At 70.3% G+C, this 24,692-nt stretch carries 26 protein-coding genes; 15 read left to right on the plus strand and 11 right to left on the minus strand.

What is annotated here, in order from left to right; translation table 11 throughout:
- Positions 1–347 precede the first annotated feature (347 nt).
- From BZL64_RS23670 to BZL64_RS23700, 7 genes are all read left to right on the plus strand, one after another.
- On the plus strand, positions 348–1,025 hold the full coding sequence (locus BZL64_RS23670) for a spermidine synthase family protein (protein WP_086771211.1): 678 nt from the start codon (positions 348–350) through the stop codon (positions 1,023–1,025).
- A 123-nt stretch (positions 1,026–1,148) separates the two neighbouring features.
- On the plus strand, positions 1,149–1,889 hold the full coding sequence (locus BZL64_RS23675) for a response regulator transcription factor (RefSeq protein ID WP_073491368.1): 741 nt from the start codon (positions 1,149–1,151) through the stop codon (positions 1,887–1,889).
- Entirely contained in the window at positions 1,886–2,989 is a 1,104-nt protein-coding gene (locus BZL64_RS23680; protein WP_086771212.1) for a sensor histidine kinase, read from the plus strand. Before BZL64_RS23675 ends, BZL64_RS23680 begins: the two co-directional genes overlap by 4 nt.
- Positions 2,990–3,291: 302 nt before the next feature.
- Positions 3,292–7,101: a multifunctional oxoglutarate decarboxylase/oxoglutarate dehydrogenase thiamine pyrophosphate-binding subunit/dihydrolipoyllysine-residue succinyltransferase subunit gene (locus BZL64_RS23685; protein WP_086771213.1), complete on the plus strand. Its 3,810-nt coding sequence runs from the start codon at positions 3,292–3,294 to the stop codon at positions 7,099–7,101.
- A gap of 87 nt (positions 7,102–7,188) precedes the next feature.
- A complete protein-coding gene (locus BZL64_RS23690) occupies positions 7,189–7,371 on the plus strand; it encodes a DUF6104 family protein (RefSeq protein ID WP_086771214.1) in 183 nt (60 codons plus the stop codon).
- Between the two features lie 244 nt (positions 7,372–7,615).
- Positions 7,616–8,563, plus strand: a complete 948-nt coding sequence (locus BZL64_RS23695) for a DUF4097 family beta strand repeat-containing protein (protein ID WP_158101553.1) — start codon at positions 7,616–7,618, stop codon at positions 8,561–8,563.
- A 1-nt stretch (position 8,564) separates the two neighbouring features.
- Positions 8,565–9,788, plus strand: coding sequence for a PadR family transcriptional regulator (locus BZL64_RS23700; RefSeq protein WP_086771216.1), 1,224 nt, complete (start codon positions 8,565–8,567; stop codon positions 9,786–9,788).
- Between the two features lie 37 nt (positions 9,789–9,825).
- Here the strand turns inward: BZL64_RS23700 and BZL64_RS23705 are convergent, their stop codons facing one another.
- From BZL64_RS23705 to BZL64_RS23720, 4 genes are all read right to left on the minus strand, one after another.
- Positions 9,826–10,392, minus strand: coding sequence for a Clp protease N-terminal domain-containing protein (locus tag BZL64_RS23705; protein ID WP_086771217.1), 567 nt, complete (start codon positions 10,390–10,392; stop codon positions 9,826–9,828).
- Positions 10,392–10,601, minus strand: a complete 210-nt coding sequence (locus BZL64_RS23710) for a helix-turn-helix domain-containing protein (protein ID WP_086771218.1) — start codon at positions 10,599–10,601, stop codon at positions 10,392–10,394. The genes BZL64_RS23705 and BZL64_RS23710 overlap by 1 nt, the downstream gene beginning before the upstream one ends.
- Before the next feature lie 156 nt (positions 10,602–10,757).
- Entirely contained in the window at positions 10,758–11,723 is a 966-nt protein-coding gene (locus BZL64_RS23715) for a zinc-binding dehydrogenase (RefSeq protein WP_086771219.1), read from the minus strand.
- A 305-nt stretch (positions 11,724–12,028) separates the two neighbouring features.
- Positions 12,029–13,261 (minus strand): NAD(P)-dependent malic enzyme, encoded by a 1,233-nt coding sequence (locus tag BZL64_RS23720; protein WP_086771220.1) that lies wholly within the window; start codon positions 13,259–13,261, stop codon positions 12,029–12,031.
- A 606-nt stretch (positions 13,262–13,867) separates the two neighbouring features.
- On the opposite strand from BZL64_RS23720, the gene BZL64_RS23730 reads away from it, so the two are divergent.
- From BZL64_RS23730 to BZL64_RS23740, 3 genes are read left to right on the plus strand one after another with little or no spacing between them, the layout of a single operon-like run.
- The gene (locus tag BZL64_RS23730; RefSeq protein WP_086771221.1) at positions 13,868–14,836 is read left to right on the plus strand and encodes an ABC transporter substrate-binding protein; all 969 of its coding nucleotides are present in this window, start codon (positions 13,868–13,870) and stop codon (positions 14,834–14,836) included.
- A 38-nt stretch (positions 14,837–14,874) separates the two neighbouring features.
- Positions 14,875–15,813, plus strand: coding sequence for an amino acid ABC transporter permease (locus tag BZL64_RS23735; RefSeq protein ID WP_086771222.1), 939 nt, complete (start codon positions 14,875–14,877; stop codon positions 15,811–15,813).
- Entirely contained in the window at positions 15,810–16,583 is a 774-nt protein-coding gene (locus BZL64_RS23740; RefSeq protein ID WP_279634609.1) for an amino acid ABC transporter ATP-binding protein, read from the plus strand. The genes BZL64_RS23735 and BZL64_RS23740 overlap by 4 nt, the downstream gene beginning before the upstream one ends.
- Positions 16,584–16,639: 56 nt before the next feature.
- Here the strand turns inward: BZL64_RS23740 and BZL64_RS23745 are convergent, their stop codons facing one another.
- Positions 16,640–17,401, minus strand: coding sequence for a class I SAM-dependent methyltransferase (locus BZL64_RS23745; RefSeq protein WP_086771223.1), 762 nt, complete (start codon positions 17,399–17,401; stop codon positions 16,640–16,642).
- 100 nt (positions 17,402–17,501) lie between these two features.
- Here BZL64_RS23745 and BZL64_RS23750 point away from each other — a divergent pair, with 100 nt between their 5' ends.
- On the plus strand, positions 17,502–18,131 hold the full coding sequence (locus BZL64_RS23750) for a CGNR zinc finger domain-containing protein (protein ID WP_086771224.1): 630 nt from the start codon (positions 17,502–17,504) through the stop codon (positions 18,129–18,131).
- Here the strand turns inward: BZL64_RS23750 and sodX are convergent.
- Positions 18,035–18,469: a nickel-type superoxide dismutase maturation protease gene (sodX, locus tag BZL64_RS23755; protein ID WP_086771225.1), complete on the minus strand. Its 435-nt coding sequence runs from the start codon at positions 18,467–18,469 to the stop codon at positions 18,035–18,037. The genes BZL64_RS23750 and sodX overlap by 97 nt on opposite strands.
- A gap of 146 nt (positions 18,470–18,615) precedes the next feature.
- On the opposite strand from sodX, the gene sodN reads away from it, so the two are divergent.
- The 4 genes from sodN to BZL64_RS23775 all read left to right on the plus strand — a co-directional run bounded on the left by sodN (position 18,616) and on the right by BZL64_RS23775 (position 20,814).
- On the plus strand, positions 18,616–19,011 hold the full coding sequence (sodN, locus tag BZL64_RS23760; RefSeq protein WP_086771226.1) for a superoxide dismutase, Ni: 396 nt from the start codon (positions 18,616–18,618) through the stop codon (positions 19,009–19,011).
- A gap of 169 nt (positions 19,012–19,180) precedes the next feature.
- The gene (locus tag BZL64_RS23765; protein WP_086771227.1) at positions 19,181–19,573 is read left to right on the plus strand and encodes a helix-turn-helix transcriptional regulator; all 393 of its coding nucleotides are present in this window, start codon (positions 19,181–19,183) and stop codon (positions 19,571–19,573) included.
- Positions 19,574–19,583: 10 nt separating this feature from the next.
- The gene (locus BZL64_RS23770) at positions 19,584–20,012 is read left to right on the plus strand and encodes a VOC family protein (RefSeq protein ID WP_086771235.1); all 429 of its coding nucleotides are present in this window, start codon (positions 19,584–19,586) and stop codon (positions 20,010–20,012) included.
- Between the two features lie 43 nt (positions 20,013–20,055).
- Positions 20,056–20,814: a VOC family protein gene (locus BZL64_RS23775; RefSeq protein WP_086771228.1), complete on the plus strand. Its 759-nt coding sequence runs from the start codon at positions 20,056–20,058 to the stop codon at positions 20,812–20,814.
- Here BZL64_RS23775 and BZL64_RS23780 read toward each other — a convergent pair.
- From BZL64_RS23780 to BZL64_RS23800, 5 genes are all read right to left on the minus strand, one after another.
- Entirely contained in the window at positions 20,811–21,083 is a 273-nt protein-coding gene (locus tag BZL64_RS23780; protein ID WP_086771229.1) for a hypothetical protein, read from the minus strand. The genes BZL64_RS23775 and BZL64_RS23780 overlap by 4 nt on opposite strands.
- Before the next feature lie 95 nt (positions 21,084–21,178).
- Positions 21,179–21,445 carry a hypothetical protein gene (locus BZL64_RS23785; protein WP_086771230.1) on the minus strand — a complete coding sequence of 89 codons (267 nt, stop codon included), beginning with the start codon at positions 21,443–21,445 and terminating at the stop codon, positions 21,179–21,181.
- An 18-nt stretch (positions 21,446–21,463) separates the two neighbouring features.
- Positions 21,464–22,048: a dihydrofolate reductase family protein gene (locus BZL64_RS23790; protein WP_086771231.1), complete on the minus strand. Its 585-nt coding sequence runs from the start codon at positions 22,046–22,048 to the stop codon at positions 21,464–21,466.
- Positions 22,049–22,354: 306 nt separating this feature from the next.
- Positions 22,355–23,497 (minus strand): family 2 encapsulin nanocompartment cargo protein polyprenyl transferase, encoded by a 1,143-nt coding sequence (locus BZL64_RS23795; RefSeq protein WP_086771232.1) that lies wholly within the window; start codon positions 23,495–23,497, stop codon positions 22,355–22,357.
- A 112-nt stretch (positions 23,498–23,609) separates the two neighbouring features.
- Positions 23,610–24,692: family 2B encapsulin nanocompartment shell protein (locus tag BZL64_RS23800; RefSeq protein WP_086771233.1), on the minus strand; the 1,083-nt coding region annotated here is incomplete at its 5' end.

Consider the following 24,692-nt stretch of genomic DNA (forward strand, 5'->3'; position numbering starts at 1 on the left):
GTCCTGACGGGCTCTTCGGGCCGGGGCCCGCTGCACGTTGGCGGGGGACGCCGTCCAGGAGGCCGCGGACGTCGGGAAGGGGCGGGGGCGAGCCGGTCGGGCCGGATGCCGCCGTACCGGTCAGCGTGCGTCGCACTGTGGGGCGCTCCTTCCGTTCCCCTCCACCCTTCGCCTCCGGCGACGCCGCTGTCTGTGACCCACGCCACGCGACAGTCGATTCACAGCAACCTCTCAGCTCCCGGCCGTACCCACGGACCTCAACCGCGCCTGCCCAGGTCGCCCCCGTTCGAACGCCGCTCCCCCGAATTTCCTCAACAAGCCGTCAGGCCCGATGCGATGATGGTCCGATGCCCGTCTCCTACGACACCCCCGAAGTCCTGGACCGTCGTGAGGGCCCCTACGGCGAGGTCGTCCTGCGCCGGCACGGGGGGCTGCTCCAGATCATCGCCAACGGCTGTTTCCTGATGGACACCTCCGACGGCCGCTCGGAACGCCTGCTGGTGGACGCCGCGCTCACCGCGCTGGACGGCCGCCCCGCACCGCACGTGCTGATCGGCGGCCTGGGCGTCGGATTCTCGCTCGCACACGCCGCCGCCGACCCCCGCTGGGGCCGCGTCACGGTCGTCGAGCGCGAACGCGCCGTCATCGACTGGCACCTCGACGGCCCGCTCGCCGCCATCTCCCGCCCCGCGCTCGCCGATCCACGCACCGCGATCGTGGAGGCGGATCTGATCGACTACGTCAATGAGACTTCCGACACGTTCGACGCGCTGTGTCTCGACATCGACAACGGGCCCGCCTGGACCGTCACGGAGGGCAACGACGGGCTGTACTCACCGGCCGGACTGGCAAGCTGCGCCCGGCTGTTGAGGCCCGGCGGGGTCCTCGCGGTATGGTCCGCCCAGCCGTCTCCCAAATTCGAGGGAACCTTGGGGAATGCCGGGTTCCAACAGGTGCGTACCGAAGAGATCCCGGTTGCCCGAGGCGTGCCGGACGTCGTGCACCTCGCCGTCCGACCTGGATAGCAAAGCCGCGGTGACTCCCCGTACGCTGCTGCCCTGACGCAGATGCTTAAGGCGTCAACCGCAGTCATGCGCAGAAAAGGAATCACCCCACTGGTTCCGGAAAGCACACTTCAGGGGCGGGCGATGGAGCAGACACACACCGCGCACAACGGCACGGCGACGGCGACACCCGGTGCACAGCGGCGGGTTCTGGTGGTCGAGGACGACCCCACGATCGTCGACGCCATCGCGGCCCGCCTGCGTGCCGAGGGATTCCTCGTGCAAACGGCGGGTGACGGCCCGGCGGCCGTCGACACCGCGGAGGCCTGGCAGCCCGATCTGCTGATCCTCGACATCATGCTGCCCGGCTTCGACGGTCTGGAGGTCTGCCGTCGCGTGCAGGCCGCCCGCCCGGTGCCGGTGCTGATGCTCACCGCGCGCGACGACGAGACCGACATGCTGGTCGGCCTCGGCGTGGGCGCCGACGACTACATGACCAAGCCGTTCTCGATGCGGGAACTGGCCGCGCGCGTGCACGTCCTGCTGCGCCGCGTGGAGCGCGCCGCGATCGCGGCCTCGACGCCGCGCAGCGGGATACTGCGGCTCGGCGAGCTGGAGATCGACCACGCGCAGCGCCGCGTCCGGGTCCGCTCGGACGACGTGCATCTGACGCCCACCGAGTTCGACCTGCTGGTGTGCCTGGCGAACACCCCGCGCGCGGTGCTCTCGCGCGAGCAGCTGCTGGCGGAGGTGTGGGACTGGGCGGACGCCTCGGGCACCCGCACCGTCGACAGCCACATCAAGGCGCTGCGGCGGAAGATCGGAGCCGAGCGGATCCGCACGGTGCACGGGGTGGGCTACGCGCTGGAGACCCCGACGCCATGAGCCGCGGGCCGGACGGACCGAGAAGCCCCGGGCAGCCCTGGGGCGGTGTACGCCCGTTCTCGATCAAGACCAAGCTGGGGGCGCTGGTCGTCATCTCGGTGCTGATCACCACCGGGCTGATGATGATCGCCATGCGCACCGAGACCGAGCTGCGCTTCATCACCGTCTTCTCGATGATCGCCACCCTGTTGATCACCCAGTTCGTGGCGCACTCGCTGACCTCCCCGCTGGACGAGATGAACACCGTGGCCCGGTCCATCTCGCACGGCGACTACACCCGCCGGGTCAGCGAGAACCGCCGCGACGAGCTGGGCGACCTGGCCCAGACGATCAACGTCATGGCGGACGAGCTGGAGGCCCAGGACCGTCAGCGCAAGGAGCTGGTGGCCAACGTCTCGCACGAGCTGCGCACCCCCATCGCGGGTCTGCGCGCCGTCCTGGAGAACGTGGTCGACGGGATCTGCGAGGCCGACCCCGAGACCATGCGGACGGCACTGAAACAGACCGAGCGGCTGGGCAGGCTCGTGGAGACCCTGCTGGACCTGTCCCGCCTCGACAACGGCGTCGTACCGCTGCGCAGGCGGCGTTTCGAGGTGTGGCCGTATCTGTCCGGGGTGCTCAAGGAGGCCAACATGGTGGCCTCGGCGCGCGCCTCGATGGGCTCGGGCGGCAGCCACACCCGCACCGACGTCCATCTGCACCTGGACGTGACCCCTCCGGAGCTGACCGCGCACGCGGACCCGGAGCGCATCCACCAGGTCGTCGCGAACCTCATAGACAACGCGGTCAAGCACAGTCCGCCGCACGGACGGGTGACGGTCAGGGCGCGGCGCGGGCCGCTGCCGGAGTCGCTGGAGCTGGAGGTCCTGGACGAGGGTCCGGGCATTCCACGTTCGGAGTGGCACCGGGTCTTCGAGCGGTTCAACCGGGGAGTCGTCCGCCGGCCGCACGGCCCCGGCAGCGACGGCGGCACGGGTCTGGGACTGGCGATCGCCCGCTGGGCGGTCGATCTGCACGGAGGCCGGATCGGAGTGGCCGAATCCGAGCGGGGTTGCCGGATTCTTATCACTCTTCCGGGAGAGTCTCCCGTCCCAAGTTGACGTAAAGTTCGAAGCGGAGCCACAAGATCCACGGACGTTCACCCAGTCGGACACGTGTGATCAGGCAGCCCACCGACCGAGGTCGGCCCAGGTCCGCACGCTGAGCGTGCGCGACCTGCTTCAATGCATCCCGCTCACAGCGCAACCGCGTTTGTTTCCCGCCATTTCCACCCCCGAAACAGCCCTTCCGATGTGACTTACACGACGATGCGGTGGCCCGGCCTGACCTTCACCCTCCGGGAGGCGTAGCCTTTATTCCCGCTGTCCATCACCTTGTGAAGCGGAAGAGGGCGGTTGCCGCCGTGTCGCCACAGTCCCCCAGTAACGCATCGAGCATCTCGACCGACGCAGACCGAACGGGCAAGAATCCCGCGGCCGCGTTCGGACCGAACGAGTGGCTCGTCGACGAGATCTATCAGCAGTACCTCCAGGACCCGAATTCGGTAGACCGTGCCTGGTGGGACTTCTTCGCCGACTACAAGCCGGGCGCTGCCGCGCCTTCGGCTCCGGCGGGTACTGCGGCCGCGGGGGCCGCAGCGACCACCACCACGCCCGCGGCTCCCGCCGCGCCGGCGACGCCCGCCGCACCGGCTGCTCCGGCTCAGGCCGCGCCCGCCGCACCGGCTCCCGCGCCGGCGCCGGTCGCCCCGAAGCCCGCGGCAGCCGCACCGGCTCCCGCCAAGGCCGCGGCCCCGGCCACCAAGCCGGCCGCTGCCAAGGCCGAGCCGACCGCCCCTGCCGAGGGCCCCGAGTACGTGACGCTGCGCGGCCCGTCCGCCGCGGTCGCCAAGAACATGAACGCCTCCATCGAGGTCCCCACGGCCACGTCCGTGCGCGCGGTCCCGGTGAAGCTTCTGTTCGACAACCGCATCGTCATCAACAACCACCTCAAGCGGGCCCGGGGCGGGAAGATCTCCTTCACGCACCTGATCGGCTTCGCGATGGTGCAGGCCATCAAGGCCATGCCGTCGATGAACTGGCACTACGCGGAGAAGGACGGGAAGCCCACCCTCGTCAAGCCGCCGCACGTCAACTTCGGCCTGGCCATCGACCTGGTGAAGCCCAACGGCGACCGCCAGCTCGTCGTCGCCGGCATCAAGAAGGCCGAGACGCTGAACTTCTTCGAGTTCTGGCAGGCCTACGAGGACATCGTCCGCCGCGCCCGCGACGGCAAGCTGACGATGGACGACTTCACCGGCGTCACGGTCTCGCTGACCAACCCCGGCGGCCTCGGCACCGTCCACTCCGTTCCGCGTCTGATGCCCGCCCAGTCGGTCATCATGGGCGTCGGCTCGATGGACTACCCGGCGGAGTTCCAGGGCACCAGCCAGGACACCCTGAACAAGCTCGGCATCTCGAAGGTCATGACGCTCACGTCGACCTACGACCACCGGGTCATCCAGGGCGCCGCGTCCGGCGAGTTCCTGCGTGTCGTCGCGAACTTCCTCCTCGGCGAGCAGGGCTTCTACGACGAGATCTTCGAGGCGCTGCGCATCCCCTACGAGCCGGTCCGCTGGCTCAAGGACATCGACGCCAGCCACGACGACGACGTCACCAAGGCCGCCCGCGTCTTCGAGCTGATCCACTCCTACCGGGTCCGCGGCCACGTCATGGCCGACACCGACCCGCTGGAGTACCGCCAGCGCAAGCACCCCGACCTGGACATCACCGAGCACGGCCTGACGCTCTGGGACCTGGAGCGCGAGTTCGCCGTCGGCGGCTTCGCCGGCAAGTCCCTGATGAAGCTGCGCGACATCCTCGGCGTGCTGCGTGACTCGTACTGCCGCACCACCGGCGTCGAGTTCATGCACATCCAGGACCCGAAGCAGCGCCGCTGGATCCAGGACCGCATCGAGCGCTCGCACACCAAGCCGGAGCGCGAGGAGCAGCTGCGCATCCTGCGCCGGCTGAACGCGGCGGAGGCCTTCGAGACCTTCCTGCAGACGAAGTACGTCGGCCAGAAGCGGTTCTCCCTGGAGGGCGGCGAGTCCGTCATCCCGCTGCTCGACGCGGTGCTGGACTCGGCCGCCGAGTCCCGCCTCGACGAGGTCGTCATCGGCATGGCCCACCGCGGCCGGCTGAACGTCCTGGCGAACATCGTCGGCAAGTCGTACGCGCAGATCTTCCGCGAGTTCGAGGGCAACCTCGACCCGAAGTCGATGCACGGCTCCGGCGACGTCAAGTACCACCTGGGCGCCGAGGGCACCTTCACCGGCCTGGACGGCGAGCAGATCAAGGTCTCGCTGGCCGCGAACCCCTCCCACCTGGAGACGGTCGACCCGGTCATCGAGGGCATCGCCCGCGCCAAGCAGGACATCATCAACAAGGGCGGCACGGACTTCACGGTCCTCCCCGTCGCCCTGCACGGCGACGCGGCCTTCGCGGGCCAGGGCGTGGTGGCCGAGACCCTGAACATGTCGCAGCTGCGCGGCTACCGCACCGGCGGCACGGTCCACATCGTCATCAACAACCAGGTCGGCTTCACGGCGGCTCCCGAGTCCTCGCGCTCCTCGATGTACGCCACGGACGTGGCCCGCATGATCGAGGCCCCGATCTTCCACGTGAACGGCGACGACCCGGAGGCCGTGGTCCGCGTCGCGCGGCTGGCCTTCGAGTTCCGCCAGGCGTTCAACAAGGACGTGGTGATCGACCTCATCTGCTACCGCCGCCGCGGTCACAACGAGTCGGACAACCCGGCCTTCACCCAGCCGCTGATGTACGACCTGATCGACAAGAAGCGCTCGGTGCGCAAGCTCTACACCGAGTCCCTCATCGGTCGCGGCGACATCACCCTGGAAGAGGCCGAGCAGGCGCTCCAGGACTACCAGGGCCAGCTGGAGAAGGTCTTCACGGAGGTCCGCGAGGCCGTCACCGCCCAGCCGAGCGCGGGACCGGTGTCGGACCCGCAGGCCGAGTTCCCGGTCGCCGTGAACACCGCGGTCTCCGCGGAGGTCGTCAAGCGGATCGCCGAGTCGCAGGTCAACATCCCCGACTACTTCCACGTACACCCGCGTCTGCTGCCGCAGTTGCAGCGCCGGGCGTCGATGGTCGAGGACGGCACCATCGACTGGGGCATGGGCGAGACCCTCGCGGTCGGCTCGCTCCTCCTGGAGGGCACCCCCGTCCGCCTCTCCGGCCAGGACTCCCAGCGGGGCACCTTCGGCCAGCGTCACGCGGTCCTCATCGACCGTGAGACGGGCGAGGAGCACACCCCGCTGCAGTACCTCGCCGAGGAGCAGGCGCGCTACAACGTCTACAACTCCCTGCTGTCCGAGTACGCGGTCATGGGCTTCGAGTACGGCTACTCGCTGGCCCGCCCCGACGCGCTCGTGCTGTGGGAGGCGCAGTTCGGCGACTTCGTCAACGGCGCGCAGACGATCGTCGACGAGTACATCTCGGCGGCGGAGCAGAAGTGGGGCCAGACGTCCGGCGTCACCCTGCTCCTGCCGCACGGCTACGAGGGCCAGGGCCCGGACCACTCCTCGGCCCGCGTCGAGCGCTTCCTCCAGCTCTGCGCCCAGAACAACATGACGGTCGCGATGCCCACGCTGCCGTCGAACTACTTCCACCTCCTGCGGTGGCAGGTGCACAACCCGCACCACAAGCCGCTGGTCGTCTTCACCCCGAAGTCGATGCTGCGTCTCAAGGCGGCGGCGTCGAAGGCGGAGGAGTTCACGACGGGCCAGTTCCGCCCCGTCATCGGCGACGCGTCGGTCGACCCGGCCGCCGTCAAGAAGGTCGTCTTCTGCGCCGGCAAGGTCTACTACGACCTGGAGGCCGAGCGTCAGAAGCGTGGCTCCACGGACACGGCGATCATCCGCATCGAGCGCCTGTACCCACTGCCGGGTGCCGAGCTCCAGGCGGAGATCGCCAAGTACCCGAACGCCGCGAAGTACCTGTGGGCCCAGGAGGAGCCGGCCAACCAGGGCGCCTGGCCGTTCATCGCCCTGAACCTGATCGACCACCTGGACCTCGCCGTCGGCGCGGAGGTGCCGCACGGCGAGCGTCTGCGCCGCATCTCGCGGCCGCACGGCTCGTCCCCGGCGGTCGGCTCGGCCAAGCGCCACCAGGCCGAGCAGGAGCAGCTGGTGCGTGAGGTGTTCGAGGCGTAGGCGCCCTCGGCACCATCGGACAGCGGCAGGGCCGCACCCCTTCCAGGGGGTGCGGCCCTGCCGTTCGTGCCCACTTATCCTTGACTCATGTACTTCACGGACCGTGGCATCGAAGAGCTGGAGAAGAGGCGCGGCGCGGAGGAGGTCACCTTCGAGTGGCTCGCCGAGCAGCTGCGGACGTTCGTCGACCTGAACCCGGACTTCGAGGTCCCGGTGGAGCGGCTGGCGACGTGGCTGGCCCGGCTGGACGACGAGGACGAGGACGATTGATGGCGTGTGAGGTGTGGCGCGTGACGTGTCGCGCCTGACGTGTCGCGCGTGACCGTCACGCGTAGGTCCGCCGGCTTGTGGGGGCGCCTGAGGGCGCCCCTTTTCCGTGCCCGGTGGTGACCGGTGAGACCCCGTGGTGCGGACCGTTCACCGGAAAGGGTGTCTTGACTTCCGAGATCCGCGATATATCGTGTTTTTCAGGAGACGCGATATGGCGTGTCGTCTCGTCGAGGAGGTCATCACCATGTCCGAGTGGTCCGTCGCCGAACCGAGGAAACTCTCCTTCGACGAGCCGGTGAGCGAGCTGCATGTCCGCATCGTCGACGGGACGGTCAACGTGGTCGGCACCGACGAGGGTTCCGCCCGCCTGGAGGTCTCCCGGATCGAGGGACCGCCCCTCGTGGTTACCCACCGGGACGGGGCCCTGACGGTGGCGTACGAGGACCTGCCCTGGAAGGGCTTCCTCAAGTGGCTCGACCGCAAGGGCTGGCGGCGCAGTGCCGTTGTCTCGCTCGCCGTCCCGGCCGGCACCCGCGTGGAGGTGGGTGTCGTGAGCGCCGCCGCGGTGGTCTCCGGCCTCGACGGGCGCGCCGAGGTGAAGGGAGTCTCCGGCGACACGACGTTGGTCCGCCTCACGGGCCCGGTCCGCACGGACACCGTCTCGGGGAACGTGGAGGCGCAGGCCCTCACCGGCGACCTGCGCTTCAACTCCGTCTCCGGGGACCTGACCGTCGTCGAGGCGGGCTCCTCCGTGAAGGCCGACTCGGTGAGCGGCTCGATGATCGTCGACCTCGACCCGGCGGGCCGTCCCACCGACATCAGCCTGACCAGCGTCTCGGGCGAGATCGCCATCCGGCTGCCCCACCCGGCCGACGCGCAGGTGGAGGCGAACACCGCGAGCGGCTCGGTCTCCAACGCCTTCGAGGATCTCCGGGTCAGTGGCCACTGGGGCTCCAAGCGGATCACCGGCCGTCTCGGCACGGGCAGCGGCAGCCTCAAGGCCACGACGGTCTCCGGCTCCATCGCCCTGCTGCGCCGGCCTCCGCTGGAGGACGGGCCGTGGGAGGCGGGGGCCGCCCCGGCCGGCGAGCCCGCCGGTCCGAGAGACAATTCCCCGTCCGGGGACGGTTCCGCCGGGGACGGTTCCGCGCCCGGCCCGGACGCCGGCACGACCGACAAGAAGGTGCTCTGACATGCCTCCCGTCTTCGCCCACGGCCGCCTGCGCCTCTACCTGCTGAAGCTCCTGGACGAGGCCCCGCGCCATGGCTACGAGGTGATCCGCCTCCTGGAGGAACGCTTCCAAGGGCTGTACGCGCCCTCGGCGGGCACCGTGTACCCCCGGCTCGCGAAGCTGGAGACCGAGGGCCTGGTCACCCACACCAGCGAGGGTGGCCGCAAGGTGTACGCCATCACCGACGCGGGGCGGGCCGAGCTGGCCGACCGCAGGGGTGAACTCGCCGACCTGGAGCTGGAGATCCGCGAGTCGGTCGCCGAACTGGCCGCGGAAATCAGAGCCGATGTGCGCGGCGCGGCGGGCGACCTGCGCCGCGAGATGCGGGCGGCTGCCTCCGAGGCCCGTAACGGCCCGGGTGCCGGTGCGGGTGCCGGCACGGGCCCTGCCACCGGTCCCGGCACAGGGGAGCACGGGGAGTACGGCGACAAGGAGTCGTGGCGGGTCGCCAAGGAGGAGATGCGGCGCGTCAAGCAGGAGTGGAAGGAGCAGGCCCGCCGCGCCAAGGACGAGAGCCGCCGGGCCCGCGAGGAGGCCGAGCGGGCCCGCCGCCAGGCCAAGGAGGCCCAGGACCGGGCCGTGGCCCATGCGCAGGAGGAGGTCCAGCGCATAGCGCGACGGGTTCAGGAGCAGGTCCAGGACCACTTCACGCGGGGTGACTGGCCGACGGGCGTCCGCGAGGGCCTGACCGAACTGGCCAAGGAGTTCGGCGAGTTCGGAAAGGACTTCGGCAAGGACTTCGGCAAGGACCGGGGCAGGGTCTTCGGCAAGGACTTCGGCTTCGGCCGGGGCGGCGCCGAGAGCCCGGAGCGGCCAGAGGCGCCCGAGAGCCCAGCGGGGGCCGAGGCGCCCGAGGGGTCGGCGCGGGCCGAGGCGCCCGAGGGGTCGGCGCGGGCCGCGGCGCCCGAGGGGTCGGCGCGGGCCGCGGGTCCCGCCACCAAGGGCCCGGTCTACACCGAGACCCCGGCGGACTTCCCAGCGGGCATGGAGCCGTCCTGGGCCCACGAGGCGCCCGGCGACGACCCGGCCCGCGACCTGGACAGGCTCCTGGACCGCTTCCGCGACGACATCCGCGACGCGGCCCGCGACCACGGAGTCACCGCCGACCAGCTCCGAGAGGCCCGTCGCCATCTGTCGACGGCGGCGGCCCACATCGGGGTGATCCTGCGCACGGGCAGCGACTGAGCCGAGACGCCCGGAGCCGTCTCAGCCCGCTCGTGTCTCAGCCCGCTCGGGCCTCTCCCTCGGAGTACAGGACGCGGGTCAGGGAGGTGTGGGTGACGCCGTGGTCGGCGAGGACTTCGGCGGGCGGGCCCGGACGGGCGGTCAGCGCGAGCAGGAGGTGCTCGTCGCCGATGTACCGGTCGCGGTGGGCCAGGGCGATGCGCAGGGACGTCTCCAGGACGGACTTCGCGTCCCGTCCGAAGGCTGGGCGGCCCGACCGCCGCCCCCTGTCCGGCCGGTCGCCGGACATAGCGCCGACCCCGTGCGCCTCCTCGATCCGGGAGACGATCGCCGTGACATCGATACCGAGGCCGGCCAGAGCATCGGTGTCCGCCCTGGACAGCCCGGCACGCCTGCGCGCCTCGTCCAGTGCCTCACGGACCGGCTGTCTGTTCTCCACCGGAAGCCCGAGGGCGGCCAGCGCGAAGGAGCCGCGACTCGCCTCGCGGTCCAGCAGGGCGAGCAGCAGATGCTCGGGGCCCACGGTCCCCCCGCCCGCCTCCTGGCAGGACGCGACGGCGCCGCGCACCACCTCCCGGGCGTCCTTCGTGAACCGCTCGAACATCACTGCCTCCCGTGCTTCTTGTGGACGGCTTGCCTGCTGACCCCGAGTTCAGCGGCGATCTCCTGCCACGACCATCCCTGATGTCGCGCACTGCGCACCTGCACCGCCTCCAGCTGCTCCAGCAGCCTGCGCAGAGCGGCGACCGCGCGCAGTCCGATCCGTGGATCACGGTCGCCCGCACGCTCGGCGAGATCCGTTGCTTCGGTCATGATGTCAACTTACGTTGACACTCGACGCATGTCAACCACAGTTGACATCAGGGATACGCGAAAGGCGGGCCCGGAGACCGGACCCGCCTCGACTCGAGTACTTCGTGAACCCGCCAAAAATGCGTGACCCCGCCAAGAGCCCCCTCAGGAGTCCCGTCAGGAGTTCGTGAGGACGATCTTGCCGAACTGGTCGCCGGACGCGAGCCGTTCGAAGCCCTCCCGGCCCCGGTCCAGCGGCAGCACCTCGTCGATGACGGGCCGGACCCCGGTCGCCGCGCAGAAGGCGAGCAGGTCCTCCAGCTCGTCCTTCGTGCCCATGGTGGAGCCGACGACCTTCAGTTCGAGGAAGAAGATCCGGGTCAGTTCGGCGTGGGAGGGACGGTCGCCGCTGGTCGCGCCGGAGATGACGACCGTGCCTCCGGGCCGCAGCGACTTCACCGAGTGGGACCAGGTGGCGGCTCCCACGGTCTCGATGACGGCGTCCACTCGCTGGGGCAGCCGCGCCCCCGGCTCGACGGCCTCGACGGCCCCCAGCTCCAGGGCCCGCTTCCGCTTGGCCTCGTCCCGGCTGGTCGCGAAGACCCGCAGCCCCGCCGCCTTGCCGAGCACGATCGCGGCCGTGGCGACACCGCCTCCGGCGCCCTGCACGAGCACCGAGTCGCCGGGCCGCACCCCCGCGTTGGTGAACAGCATGCGGTAGGCCGTCAGCCAGGCGGTGGGCAGGCAGGCGGCCTCCTCGAAGGACAGCTCCTTCGGCTTCGGCAGGATGTTCCACGTCGGCACGGTGACCTGCTCGGCGAAGGTGCCCTGGTAGCGCTCGGTGAGGATGGACCGGGGCTCGCGGGGACCGACCCCGTGACCGGTCTGGCCGATGACGGAGTGCAGGACGACCTCGTTGCCGTCCTCGTCGACGCCCGCGGCGTCACAGCCGAGGATCATCGGCAGCTTGTCCTCCGCGAGGCCGACACCCCTCAGGGACCAGAGGTCGTGATGGTTGAGGGAGGCGGCCCGGACGGTGACGGTGCTCCAGCCGGGACGGGCGCCGGGGGCCGGTCGCTCCCCCAACTCCAGTCCGGAGAGCGGCTGGTCGCGGTCGATTCGTGCGGCGTAGACGGCGAACATGTCCCCGACGATAAGGTCACCCGCCGCCCGGCGAAACCGGAGGGCACTGTGAGACATGCCCTCTTGCGCGACCGCGCGACAGGGGTGAGCGGCGGTCACCGAATCGGGCGGAGGAGCCGCGCACCCTGCTCGGAAGGCCCACCGCGGGCGTACGCACCAGCCACAGGGAGGGGGCCCAGCCCCCGATCCACTCGACTGGACGGATGGACGGGTAAAGAATCGGCCCCGCCGGAGAAACAACGGCCCCGCCGGAGAAACAACGGCCCCGCCGGAGATACAACCGGCGGGGCCGTCTCTGCCGCACGTCAGCGACGGGCGACCCCTTCGGCACGGGCCGCCGCGGCGACCGCCGCGGTGACCGCCGGAGCGACCCGCTCGTCGAACGGCGAGGGAATGACGTAGTCCGCCGCGAGGTCATCGCCCACGACACCCGCGAGCGCCTCGGCCGCCGCCAGCTTCATGCCCTCGGTGATCCGGGACGCCCGCACCTGGAGCGCACCGGCGAAGATGCCCGGGAACGCCAGCACGTTGTTGATCTGGTTGGGGAAGTCCGACCGCCCGGTCGCGACGACCGCCGCGTACTTGTGGGCGACCTCGGGGTGGATCTCCGGCTCGGGGTTGGCCATCGCGAACACGAAGGCACCCTTCGCCATGGAGGCGACCGCGGCCTCCGGGACCGTACCGCCGGAGACGCCGATGAAGACGTCCGCGCCGGCCAGCGCGGACTCGAGGGAGCCGCTGAGGCCGGCCTTGTTGGTGAACCCGGCCAGCTCGCGCTTCACGTCCGTCAGATCCTCGCGGTCAGCGGAGACGACGCCCTTGCGGTCACTGACCGCGACGTCTCCGATGCCGGCCTCGACGAGCATCCTGGCGATGGCGACACCGGCCGCGCCGGCGCCCGAGATGACGGCCCGCAGTTCCGCGATCGAGCGTCCGCTCAGCCGGGCCGCGTTGCGCAGCGCCGCCAGCGTCACGATCGCCGTACCGTGCTGGTCGTCGTGGAAGACGGGGATGTCGAGGCGCTCCTGGAGCCGGCGCTCGATCTCGAAGCACCGCGGCGCCGAGATGTCTTCCAGGTTCACACCGCCGAACGAGGGGGCGAGGCGCACCACGGTCTCGATGATCTCGTCCACGTCCGTGCAGGCGAGCGCGATCGGCACCGCGTCGACCCCACCGAACTGCTTGAAGAGGATGGCCTTGCCTTCCATCACCGGAAGTGAGGCCTCCGGCCCGATGTCCCCGAGGCCGAGAACGGCCGTACCGTCGGTCACGACGGCGACGACGGACGACTTCCACGTGTAGTCGTTCACCAGGTCCGGCTGTTCCGCGATCGCGGTGCACACCCGCGCGACGCCGGGCGTGTAGGCGAGGGACAGGTCGTCCTTGTCGCGGATCGGAACGGTGGCCTGCACGGCCATCTTTCCGCCCCGGTGCAGCGCGAACACCGGGTCGAACGAGTCGAGGGGCTCCGCACCGCCCTCCTGGCCCGTTCCGTCCGCTTCGCTCTCGCTGCGAGGATTGACGATCTCCGCTGCCACTGTGTCTTACCCCTTAGGTCTTTTATCGATGAGGGTGGCCACTCCTGGTTGAGAAGTGGGCGGGCACCGCGCAGGACCCAGCGGTGATACGTACGGGCACCTGCGCGTCGGGCGCGCCGCACACGCGCCCTGAGCCCCGGGTGAGGGGTGTAAAGAACCTTCTTACCGGACGGACACCACCGACGACGAGTCCATTCGGTGCAAGGTCACATGCCGCTGTTTGCAGGACTCCCACACCTCACCGACGCTGTCATGCCGCAGTGAGATGACTCATGCGTGAAGCCCGGACGGGTCGGGGGGAAACCCTTGACAACGGCCTAAGGCCCACGGTCATGACGGAGCGTGTTCATCCACATGGCGAGATGAGCCGGAGATCTTCCGGCCGGAAGCAGGGATTCCCGCAGATGATGCGGCCCCGTCCGGTCGTGATGTACCGGACTGATGGGATTCGGGTGTCGCCCGTTATCCGATTTTGACATAGCTGGCCCCCTGAATGGCGTAGTCCGAATGGCAAGATGCCGTCATCACACGAGGTCGCGACACCCGATGGTGTGTGTTCTCGTCGACCCATCGGCATCTCCATTCCATCCGCCGGAGGCACCCACCATGACCGCACGCTCCATCCGCCGTACCACCGCCGCGCGCACCCGGCTCGCCGCGGTCGGAACCCTCGCGGTCACGGGCGCCCTGCTGCTCACCGCCTGTGGTGACCAGACCAAGGAGAAGGACTCGGGGAGCACCGACACCGCCTCGACGAGTGCGGCCCCGCTGGCCGACAAGCTGCCCAAGGCGATCCGTGACAAGGGCGTCATCAAGGTCGGTTCCGACATCGCGTACGCGCCGGTCGAGTTCAAGGACAGTTCCGGCAACACGGCCGGCATCGACCCCGACATCGCGGCCGCCATGGGCAAGCAGCTCGGCGTGAAGTTCGAGTTCCAGAACGCCACGTTCGACACGCTCATCGGTGGTCTGGCGTCCAAGCGATACGACATCGCGATGTCGGCCATGACCGACACCAAGGACCGCCAGGAAGGCATCGACGGCGACACCGGCAAGAAGGTCGGCGCGGGCGTCGACTTCGTCGACTACTTCACCGCCGGTGTCTCCCTCTACACCAACGCGGGCGACCCGCAGGGCATCAAGACCTGGGACGACCTCTGCGGCAAGACGATGGCCGTGCAGCGCAACACCTTCTCCCACGACCTCGCCAAGGACCAGGCGGCGAAGTGCAAGAAGGACGGCAAGGCGGCCCTCAAGATCGAGGACTTCGCCACCAACCCCGAGGCCGAGACCCGGATGCGTTCCAAGGGCGCCGACGTCGTCTCCGCCGACTTCCCGATCGCCGCCTACTCCGTGAAGAACGCGGGCGGCGGCAAGTACTTCGAGATCGTCGGCGACCAGGTCGAGGCCGGTCCCTACGGAATCGCCGTCGCCAAGGACAACACCGAGCTGCGTGACGCGCTCCAGGCGGCCGTCCAGGCGATCATCGACAACGGCGAGTACAAGAAGATCGTCGAGAAGTGGGGCGTCGCCGACGGCGCGATCACCGAGTCCAAGATCAACGGCGGCTCCTGACCCGCCACCGTTCGACTCGGCTCTGAAAGGCTCCACCCGTGACTGTTGACGTCAACAAGACGGACGGTCCCGACGCGACGCCCCCCGCCGGGCCGGAGGCCATCAAGGCCATCCCGGTCCGGCACCCCGGGCGATACGTTTCGGCGGCCGTCGCGCTGGCCCTGCTGGGCTCAGTCGTCTACGCCTTCGCGCAAGGCAATATCAACTGGGACGCGATCCCGGACTACTTCTTCGACGACCGGATCCTCCACGGCGTCTGGAACACCCTGCTCCTCACCGTGCTCTCCATGGTGATCGGCATCCTCGGCGGCGTCCTGCTCGCCGTGATGCGCCTGTCGAAGAACCCCGTGACCTCGTCGATCGCGTGGTTCTACATCTGGTTCTTCCGCGGCACCCCGGTCCTGGTCCAGCTGTTCGTCTGGTTCAACCTGGGCCTGGTCTTCGAATACATCAACCTCGGTCCGATCTACAAGGACTACTGGTCGTCGTTCATGACGCCGCTGCTGACGGCGCTCCTCGGCCTGGGCCTCAACGAGGCCGCTTACATGGCCGAGATCTGCCGTGCCGGTCTGCTCTCGGTCGACGAGGGGCAGAGCGAGGCGTCGCACGCGCTCGGTATGAGCCACACCAAGACGCTCCGACGGATCGTCATCCCGCAGGCCATGCGGGTGATCGTGCCGCCCACGGGCAACGAAGTCATCAACATGCTGAAGACGACCTCGCTCGTCTCTGCGGTGCAGTTCGCCGACCTCTTCAAAGAGGCCCAGGACATCGGTCAGAACGCCGGCTCCACGGTGGAGATGTACTTCCTCGCCGCCGCCTGGTACCTGATCATGACCTCGATCCTGAGCGTCGGGCAGTACTACGTCGAGCGGTACTACGCCCGCGGCTCGAGCCGCAGCCTGCCGCCGACCCCGCTCCAGCGCATCAAGGCCGCCGTCCTGCCCACGCGCCGCCCGAAGGGAGTATCGGCATGACGCAGCCCTCCCACCCCATGGTGAAGGCCGAGGGCGTGCACAAGTCCTTCGGCCCCGTCGAGGTCCTCAAGGGCATCGACCTTCAGGTGAACTCGGGCGAGGTGTTCTGCCTGATCGGCCCGTCCGGCTCCGGCAAGTCGACCTTCCTGAGGTGCATCAACCACCTGGAGAAGATCAACGCCGGCCGTCTGTACGTCGACGGCGAGCTGGTCGGCTACCGCCAGAAGGGCGACAAGCTGTACGAGCTGAAGGACAGCGAGGTCGCCGTGAAGCGCCGGGACATCGGCATGGTGTTCCAGCGGTTCAACCTCTTCCCGCACATGACCGCGATCGAGAACGTCATGGAGGCCCCGGTCCAGGTCAAGGGCCAGAACAAGGGCCAGGCCAGGGAGCGGGCCAGGGAGCTGCTGGAGCGGGTCGGCCTCGGCGACAAGGCCGGGAACTACCCCTCGCAGCTCTCCGGCGGCCAGCAGCAGCGGGTGGCGATCGCCCGCGCCCTGGCCATGGACCCGAAGCTGATGCTGTTCGACGAGCCGACCTCGGCGCTCGACCCGGAGCTGGTCGGTGACGTCCTCGACGTCATGCGCGACCTGGCCGAGTCCGGCATGACGATGGTCGTCGTCACGCACGAGATGGGCTTCGCCCGCGAGGTCGGCGACAGCCTGGTCTTCATGGACGACGGTGTGGTCGTCGAGGCCGGCAACCCGCGCGACGTCCTGACGAACCCGCAGCACGAGCGGACGCAGGCGTTCCTGTCCAAGGTCCTCTGACCGGACACCACGCACGGTGCAGGGGCGGTACGGAGTTCTCCGTACCGCCCCTCGCGTCACTTCAGCGCCAGCAGCAGCGTGTCCGAGGGCGAGCACCACACCGGCCGCGCCTCGCCGAACCCCTTCTCGCGCAGCACGCGCGCGTGCCAGGACGGGGACGGCATGTCGCCGTCGGCGTGCTCGCCGTAGATCTCGAAGCGGCGGGCCGTCGGACCGGCGAGGACCGGGTCCTGGGCGGCGAGTTGCCACCACTCGGCCCAGTCGAGGACGCCGTCGGCTTTGGCCTGATCCATGCGGGCGTGGCGCAGTGTGCGTTCGGCCGCGTTGATCCGGGGCGTGGAGTCGTCGATCATGTGGTCCGCGTTCATGAAGACACCGCCGTCGCGGACCAGCCCCGCGACCTGACCGTAGAGGGCCGCGAGGGATTCGCTGTGCAGCCAGTGCAGGGCCGTGGCGGTCAGGACGGCGTCGTACGAGTCGTACGGCAGCCCGGCCGGCCAGTCGGGGTCCTTGAGGTCGGCGGTCACGAGGGTGACCCGCTCGTCGCCCGCGAAGGTGCCGCCGGCGATGGCGAGGAGCGCCGGGTCGAGGTCGACGCCTGTGCTGGTGGCGCCGGGGAGACGGGCGAGCAGTCGGGCGGTGATGGTGCCGGTGCCGCAGGCGAGGTCGAGGACGCGGGGTGTGGGGCCGACGAGCGCCTCGACCATGTCGAGCATGACCCGGAAGCGTTCCTCCCGGTCGGGCATGTACCACTCCTGCTGCCGGTCCCAGCTCTCCTGCCAGGCCTGCCAGTCCGTTCCGGTGCTCGTCGTGGTCATGGGAGCCCTCTCTTCCGCCGCCCGCGTAATACCCTGGAAGCACGATCAGCCGTTACCCGACCGCATCGACGACCATAGAGCCCCTCCGTAAGGACTACAAGTGGAACTGGCCTATTACTCGGACTATGCCGTCCGCCTCGTCAACAGCGAGGAACCGGCCCGGGGCAAGGACTCGCTGACCTCGGTCGAGGCCGTCCGCGGCCTGTTCGGCGACAACGCGTCGGCGGGCCGCCGCGCCACCGACGCCGACGTCACCCGGTTCCGCTCGGTCCGCGGTCGCCTGCGGGCGGTCTTCGAGGCGGCCGACGGCGGCGACGAGACCCTCGCCGTCGACCTGCTGAACTCGCTCCTGCTGGAGTTCCCGGTCAGCCCGCAGATCTCCGGGCACGACCACCGCGACGACGACGGCCGCCCGCTGTGGCACATGCACCTCGCCGACCACCCGTCCAACGCGACGGCCGGCTACGCGGCCATCGCCGCGATGGGCCTGGCCTTCCACCTGACGGAGTACGGCGTCGACCGGCTCGGCCTGTGTGAGGCGAGCCCGTGCCGAAACGCCTACCTGGACACCTCCACGAACCGCTCCCGGCGCTACTGCTCCGACCGCTGCGCCACCCGCGCCAACGTGGCCGCCTACCGCGCCCGCAAGCGCCTGGAGGCGGACCGGTCGGCCAGCACGGGCCTGGCCGCGGAGAGCGCCCAGCGCAGCGCCGCCAGCGGCGACCTCTGATCCCGCTTGCGGGGCCGGTAGCGGAACCGCACCGTCCCGAGGATCAGCTCGTCGGGCACGGTGCCGTAGTCGGTGCTGTCACCGCCCGCGTACGCGTTGTCCCCGAGCACCCACCAGCCGCCCTCGCGGCGTTCCACGGCCCGTTTGACGACGAGCAGATCCTGCTGGAAGGGGTGTCGCAGCACGATCACGTCCCCCGGCCGCACCTTGGCCCCGTACCGCACCACCAGCTGATCGCCGTGGTGCAGCGTGGGCACCATGGACGGGCCGGTCACCTCGGCCAGTCCGAACGGCACGGCGGCCCTCCCTCGCTCGACGTCCTGCGACGGCTCCGGCATCGCCGACACCTCCCCTGGTCCGTTCCTCCACCAGTCTCAGTCTGACCCCGGACTTTTGTCCTAAGCCCATGGGGGCACTCGCGAAAACCGTTCCCTCAGGGAGTAATGTCCCACCTGAGAAGACGATCACGAGGAAGGAACGCTCCATGCTTTCCCGCCTGTTTGCCCCCAAGGTGACGGTCAGCGCGCACTGCGACCTGCCCTGCGGTGTGTACGACCCGGCCCAGGCCCGCATCGAGGCGGAGTCGGTGAAGGCCGTGCAGGAGAAGATGGCCGCCAACGACGACGCGCACTTCCAGGCGCGCGCCACCGTCATCAAGGAGCAGCGCGCCGAGCTCGCGAAGCACCACGTTTCCGTGCTGTGGAGCGACTACTTCAAGCCCCCGCACTTCGAGAAGTACCCCCAGCTGCACCAGCTGGTCAACGACACCCTCAAGGCCCTGTCGGCCGCGAAGGCGTCGACCGACCCGAAGACGGGCGAGAAGGCGCTGGAACTCATCGCCGAGATCGACAGGATCTTCTGGGAGACGAAGAAGGCCTGACACCCGGGCCGTTCCCGACACCGGCGGTCGGTGCACCACCGCGGGACGAGGGACTTTCCGGAGGGGCTCGGTCGGCATCACGACCGGGCCCCTCCGGCATGCCGGGGCGGGGCACCGCGGCCTCGTGCGACCGTCCCCGGCCGGATGACGCGCGTGCGATGCTGGGCCTGTGACCCTGGAGGACCTGGTCCGGCTGCGGCAGGCGCGTGACCGGATGGACCGTGAGTACGCCGAGCGCCTCGACATCGCCGCGCTCGCCCGTACGGCCCTGATGTCCCCCGGCCACTTCCAGCGCAGCTTCCGCGAGGCCTACGGCGAGACGCCGTACGGCTATCTCATGACCCGCCGGATCGAGCGGGCCAAGGCCCTGCTGCGGCGCGGCGACCTCACGGTCACGGAGGTCTGCATGGAGGTCGGCTGTACCTCGCTCGGTTCGTTCAGCGCCCGGTTCACCGAACTGGTGGGCGAGACGCCGAGTGCCTACCGGGCGCGTTCGCACGAGGCGGGCGCGGTGATCCCGCCGTGCTTCGCACGGACGTACACGCGCCCCCGACGTACGTAGGGTGATCGCCATGGATCTCAAGCTCCGCCAGTGTTTCCTGGCCGTCGACGACCACGACAAGGCGCTGTACTTCTACCGGGACGTCCTCGGCCTGGAGGTCCGCAACGACGTCTCGTTCGAGGGGATGCGGTGGCTGACGGTCGGCTCGCCGCTCCAGCCGGACGTGGAGATCGTGCTGGAGCCGCCGGGCGCGAGCCCGGACGCCTCCCCCGCCGACCGGGAGTTGATGGCCCGGCTGCTCGCCAAGGGCATGCTGCGCGGGGTCATCTTCACCACGGCCGACTGCGACGCGCTGCACGAGCGCGTGCGCGAGGCCGGCGCCGAGGTCCTCCAGGAGCCGATGAACCAGCCGTACGGCGTGCGGGACTGCGCGTTCAGGGATCCGGCGGGGAACCTGCTGCGGTTCATGGAGCGCTCGGACGACACCGCGGGCGCCTGAAAACCGGGGCGGGCCGGCGGCCTCCCCGGCCTACGATCGCCGCATGAGCCAACCTTCCCCTGCCCACGTCAGCTGGACGTACGCCTTCGTCGACCGGCCCGCCGAGCACTTCGCGCGGGCCTGCGCCTTCTGGGCCGCCGTCACGGACACGGCCGTGTCCGAACCGCGCGGGGACGAGGACGAGTTCGCCACCCTGCTGCCGGAGGGGACCGACGCCTGCGTGAAGGTGCAGGCGGTCGGCGACGGCGCGGGCGGCTCGCACCCGGACTTCTGCGTCGAGGACGTCGAGCGGTTCGTGGCGGCGGCGCTGGACGCGGGCGCGCGCACGGTCGCCGACCACGACGGGTGGGCCGTACTGCGTTCCCCCGCCGGTCAGTTGTTCTGCGCGGTGCCCTGGCACGGCGAGTCCGTACGCCCGCCCGTGGTGGCCGGCAGCCGCCTCGACCAGGTCAGCATCGACATCCCGCCGTCAGCCTACGACGCCGAAGTCGCCTTCTGGAGCGGCCTCCTGCCCGACTGGACGTCCCGGCCGGGCTCACTGCCGGAGTTCCACGTGGTGGCGCCGCCGCCCGGACTGCCCGTACGGCTCCTGCTCCAGCGCCTCGGCGAGGAGCGTCCCGTCTCGGCCCACCTCGACCTCGCGGCGGGCCCGGACATCGACGCGGTGCGTGCCCGGCACGAGCGGCTCGGCGCACGGTTCGTGGCCGCCCACCCCCACTGGACGGTGCTGCGCGACCCGGCGGGCGGCCTGTACTGCCTGACGGGCCGCGACGCGGAGACGGGCGGGCTGCCGCGGCCCTAGGGAGTCACGGCTTCGACGTGCACGCACTGGACGTCCGTCACGCCGGCGTCGCCGGTCGCGGCTGTCGGTGTCGGGCATCCCCGGTGGTCGTCCGCGTCCATCTCCAGCAGCGGCGCGGGGCCTTCGTCCCTGTGCCAGGCGGGCGGCTGGGACGGCTCGGCCGCGTCCTGCAGCCACAGCGTCAGCCCGCCCCCGACGACAGCCGTCAGCGCCCATACGGCGAAGGCCCACCGCCGGCCCTTACGGCGACGTGCTCGGGCATCCGTCATGTCCACCCCTCCCCGGTCGGCCAGGGCACCATGCTGGCCCGGTGGCCCGGTGGCCCGGTGGCCCGGCAGGCAGCCGGGCAGGGGGCAGGCAGGCGTCAGGAGGCCGGGGGCGCGGGGGCGCCGCGCTCGTCGGCGTGCTCCGGGGCCTCGGCGCGGCCGTGCTGTTCGGGGTGACCGTGCTGTTCGGAGTGCTCGGTACGGCCGTGCTGTTCGCCGCCGGGTTCGACGTACGCCTCGCAGCCGGGGTTGTGGCACGGGCCCGCGACCCAGCGCGGTACCCATGCGCCCAGCGTCTTGTGGCGCCGGACCACCGTGTCCACGGTCTGCCCACAGACGGGACAGACGTGCTTTTCCCTGTCCATGTCCTCAGGGTAGGCCGGTCAGCGCTTCCGTGCGTAGGTACGGACGAGGACTCCGTTGGCGAAGGTGCGTACGGACTCCAGGCTGAAGTCGGTCACCGAGAAGTCCGCGCCGAACATCGGCATGCCGGTGCCGTAGACCTGCGGATAGGTCTTGATGACGAGTTCGTCGATCTCGTCGAGCAGTTCTCCTGCGATACGCGAGCCGCCGCAGAGCCAGATGCCGAGCTTGCTGTCCTCGGCCTTGAGCCGGCGGACCCGGGCGACCAGGTCACCGTCGATGACCTCGACGTTCGGGTCGGGCGAGGCGCCGAGGGTGCGGGAGGCGACGAACTCGCGCAGGTGGCCGTAGGGGCTGGTGATGCCGGCGTCGAGGGCGAGCTGATAGCTGCCCCGGCCCTGGATCACGCTGTCGAAGTTCGGGTTGTCGACGTCCTTCAGGCCCATCGACTCGCGGCCCTGGGCCGGGATGGTGTCGGGATACGTGGAGGCGAGGTGGCCGAGGAACTCCTCGTCCAGGAACGCGAACATCGACGAGGCGTCGCCCTGGGGGTCTCCGATGAAGCCGTCGATGGAGCAGGCGACGTAGTAGGTGAGCTTTCGCAAGCCGGTCTCTTTTCGTAGGCTGGTTTCGAACAACTCCAGTTGTAGTACTTCAAGTGTAGTGATTGCAAGGTGCTGACCGGGTTTTCCGAGGAATCGGGGCAAGTGGGAGAGGTGGTTCCGCTTGGCGGGAATCCGCTGGACCTGACTTCCACGAACGCGAAGAGGCGGGTCCCGCACGCCGTGGGGATGCGCGGGGCCCGCCGGGCCGGTCCCACTCGGGGCCGTGCGGAGTCAGGAGCCGCACGGCCCCGGAGGTCCGGGGACTTTCGAGGTGCGGGGCTGCCTGCCATGTCCGGCAGCCACTCCTCAGGTACTGCGTCGCGTCACGAACTCCGCGAGGGACAGCAGGCCACCCGCCGATTCGGGATCGGGGATGGCGCGGGCCAGTTCGGACATCGCACGGGCCATGCGGTCGGCGGCCTGCTCCTGGGCCCACTCCCGGCCGCCCGCCCGCTCGACGGCCAGCGTCATGCGCTCCACGTCGTCCCCCTGCTCGTGGGGGAGCGCGTACAGCTCGGCCAGTTCCGCGGCGGCCGGGGTGCCGGAGCCGAGCGCGGCGACCACCGGCAGGGACTTCTTGCGGGCGACCAGGTCGGCACCGGCCGGTTTGCCGGTGTGCCGCGGGTCCCCCCATATGCCGATCACGTCGTCGATGAGCTGGAAGGCGAGCCCGGCCTCGCGGCCGAACGCGTCCAGCGCCTCGACGTCGTCCTCCGGCGCCCCCGCGTACAGCGCGCCCAGGGCGCAGGCGCAGCCGAGCAGCGCGCCCGTCTTGGCCTCGGCCATCGCGAGCACCTCGTCGAGCGTGACCTCGGACGGGCCCCGCTTCTCCATAGCCGTGTCCGAGTGCTGGCCGGCGCACAGCTCCACCACACAGTCCGCGAGCCTGGCCGCTGCCGCCGCGGACGCCGGATGCGGGTCGGCGGCGAGCATCCCCAGGGCGAGCGCCTGGAGGGCGTCCCCGGCGAGGATGGCGTCGGCGTCGCCGAACACCGTCCAGGCGGTGGGGCGATGCCGACGGGTGGCGTCCCGGTCCATCACGTCGTCGTGCAACAACGTGAAGTTGTGAATCAGTTCGACGGCGGCTGCCGCCGGGAGGGCCGCCGTCCGGGCCGCCGGGCCGCCGAGCGCGGCGGCAGCGGCGAGCACCAGCGCGGGCCGGATGGCCTTGCCCGCGTTGCCGGCGGCCGGTGTGCCGTCCGCGTGCTCCCAGCCGAAGTGGTAACGCGAGATCCGCCGCATGGAGCCGGGCAGCGAGTCGAGCGCCGCCTGCAGAGCCGGATCGACGGTCCCCCGGGTCTCCTCCAGGATCGCCGCCGCCTCATGCCCGTCGAAGGCCCCGGTGCCACCGGTGTCGCCGCTGCCGCCGTCGGTCTGACTCGGGATGCCCCGTCCCCCGGCCCGCGCCTCACCGGGGTGCGGCCTGGTCCCCGTCACGTACTCGGTCATCGAGTCCCCCTCGCCGGGTCCGCGTACGGCGGCGGATGCGCGGCCACCGGGCGTGTACGCCCTGGGTGTACCCGCCCGGATGGGCGGGGACACGGCGTCCGCACGGGCGAGGTCACTGCCAGCGGCCGATCTCGACGTTCTCCAGCACGCCCAGCGCGTCCGGGACCAGCACCGCCGCCGAGTAGTAGGCCGTGACCAGGTACTTGATGATGGCCTGTTCGTTGATGCCCATGAATCGCACGGACAGGCTCGGCTCGATCTCGTCCGGGATGCCGGACTGGCGCAGGCCGATGACGCCCTGGTCCTCCTGGCCGAGACGCAGCGCGATGATCGAGCTGGTGCGGGCCTCGCTCACCGGGATCTTGTTGCACGGGTAGATCGGAACCCCCCGCCAGGTGGGGATCCGGTTGCCGGCGACGTCGATCGTCTCGGGGACGAGCCCCCGCCTGTTGAGTTCGCGGCCGATCGCGGCGATCGCGCGCGGGTGGGCGAGGAGCATCTTGGTGCCGCGGCGGCGGCTGAGCAGCTCGTCCAGGTCGTCGGGGCCGGGGACGCCGTCGTGCGGCTGGATCCGCTGGTCGTACTCGCAGTTGTGGAGCAGGCCGAAATCGCGGTTGTTGACCAGCTCGTGTTCCTGACGCTCCTTCAACGCCTCGACCGTCAGCCGCAGCTGCTGCTCGGTCTGGTTCATCGGCTGGTTGTACAGGTCGGCCACGCGCGAGTGGATGCGCAGGACGGTCTGGGCGATGCTCAGTTCGTACTCGCGCGGACGGGCGTCGTAGTCCACGAAGGTGTGCGGGATGTCCGGCTCGCCGGCGTGGCCCGCGGCCAGGTCGACGGCCTTCTCGCCGTAGCGGTTGGTCTGCTGCTCGGGGATCGAGCGCAGACCCTGGAGGTGCTCGGTCAGTGATTCGGCGCGCTCGGCGACCTGCTCGAAGTCCTGGCGGGACAGGATCAGCACGGTGCAGGCGGTCACCGCGCGGGCGGTGTACTCCCAGATGGCGTCCGGGTCGAGCAGCGCCTGGTCGCCGAGGTAGGCGCCGTCGGCGAGGACTCCGAGGACCTGGTCGTCGCCGTACGGACCGGTGCCGACCTTCTCGACCCGACCGTGCGCGAGGAGGTAGACCTCGTCGGTCTGGCTGCCGAAGGAGGCGACGAGTTCACCCGGCGCGTACTCCCGCTGCCGGCAGCGGGA

It is taken from the genome of Streptomyces bobili (assembly GCF_002154575.1).
Lineage (GTDB): Bacteria > Actinomycetota > Actinomycetes > Streptomycetales > Streptomycetaceae > Streptomyces > Streptomyces bobili.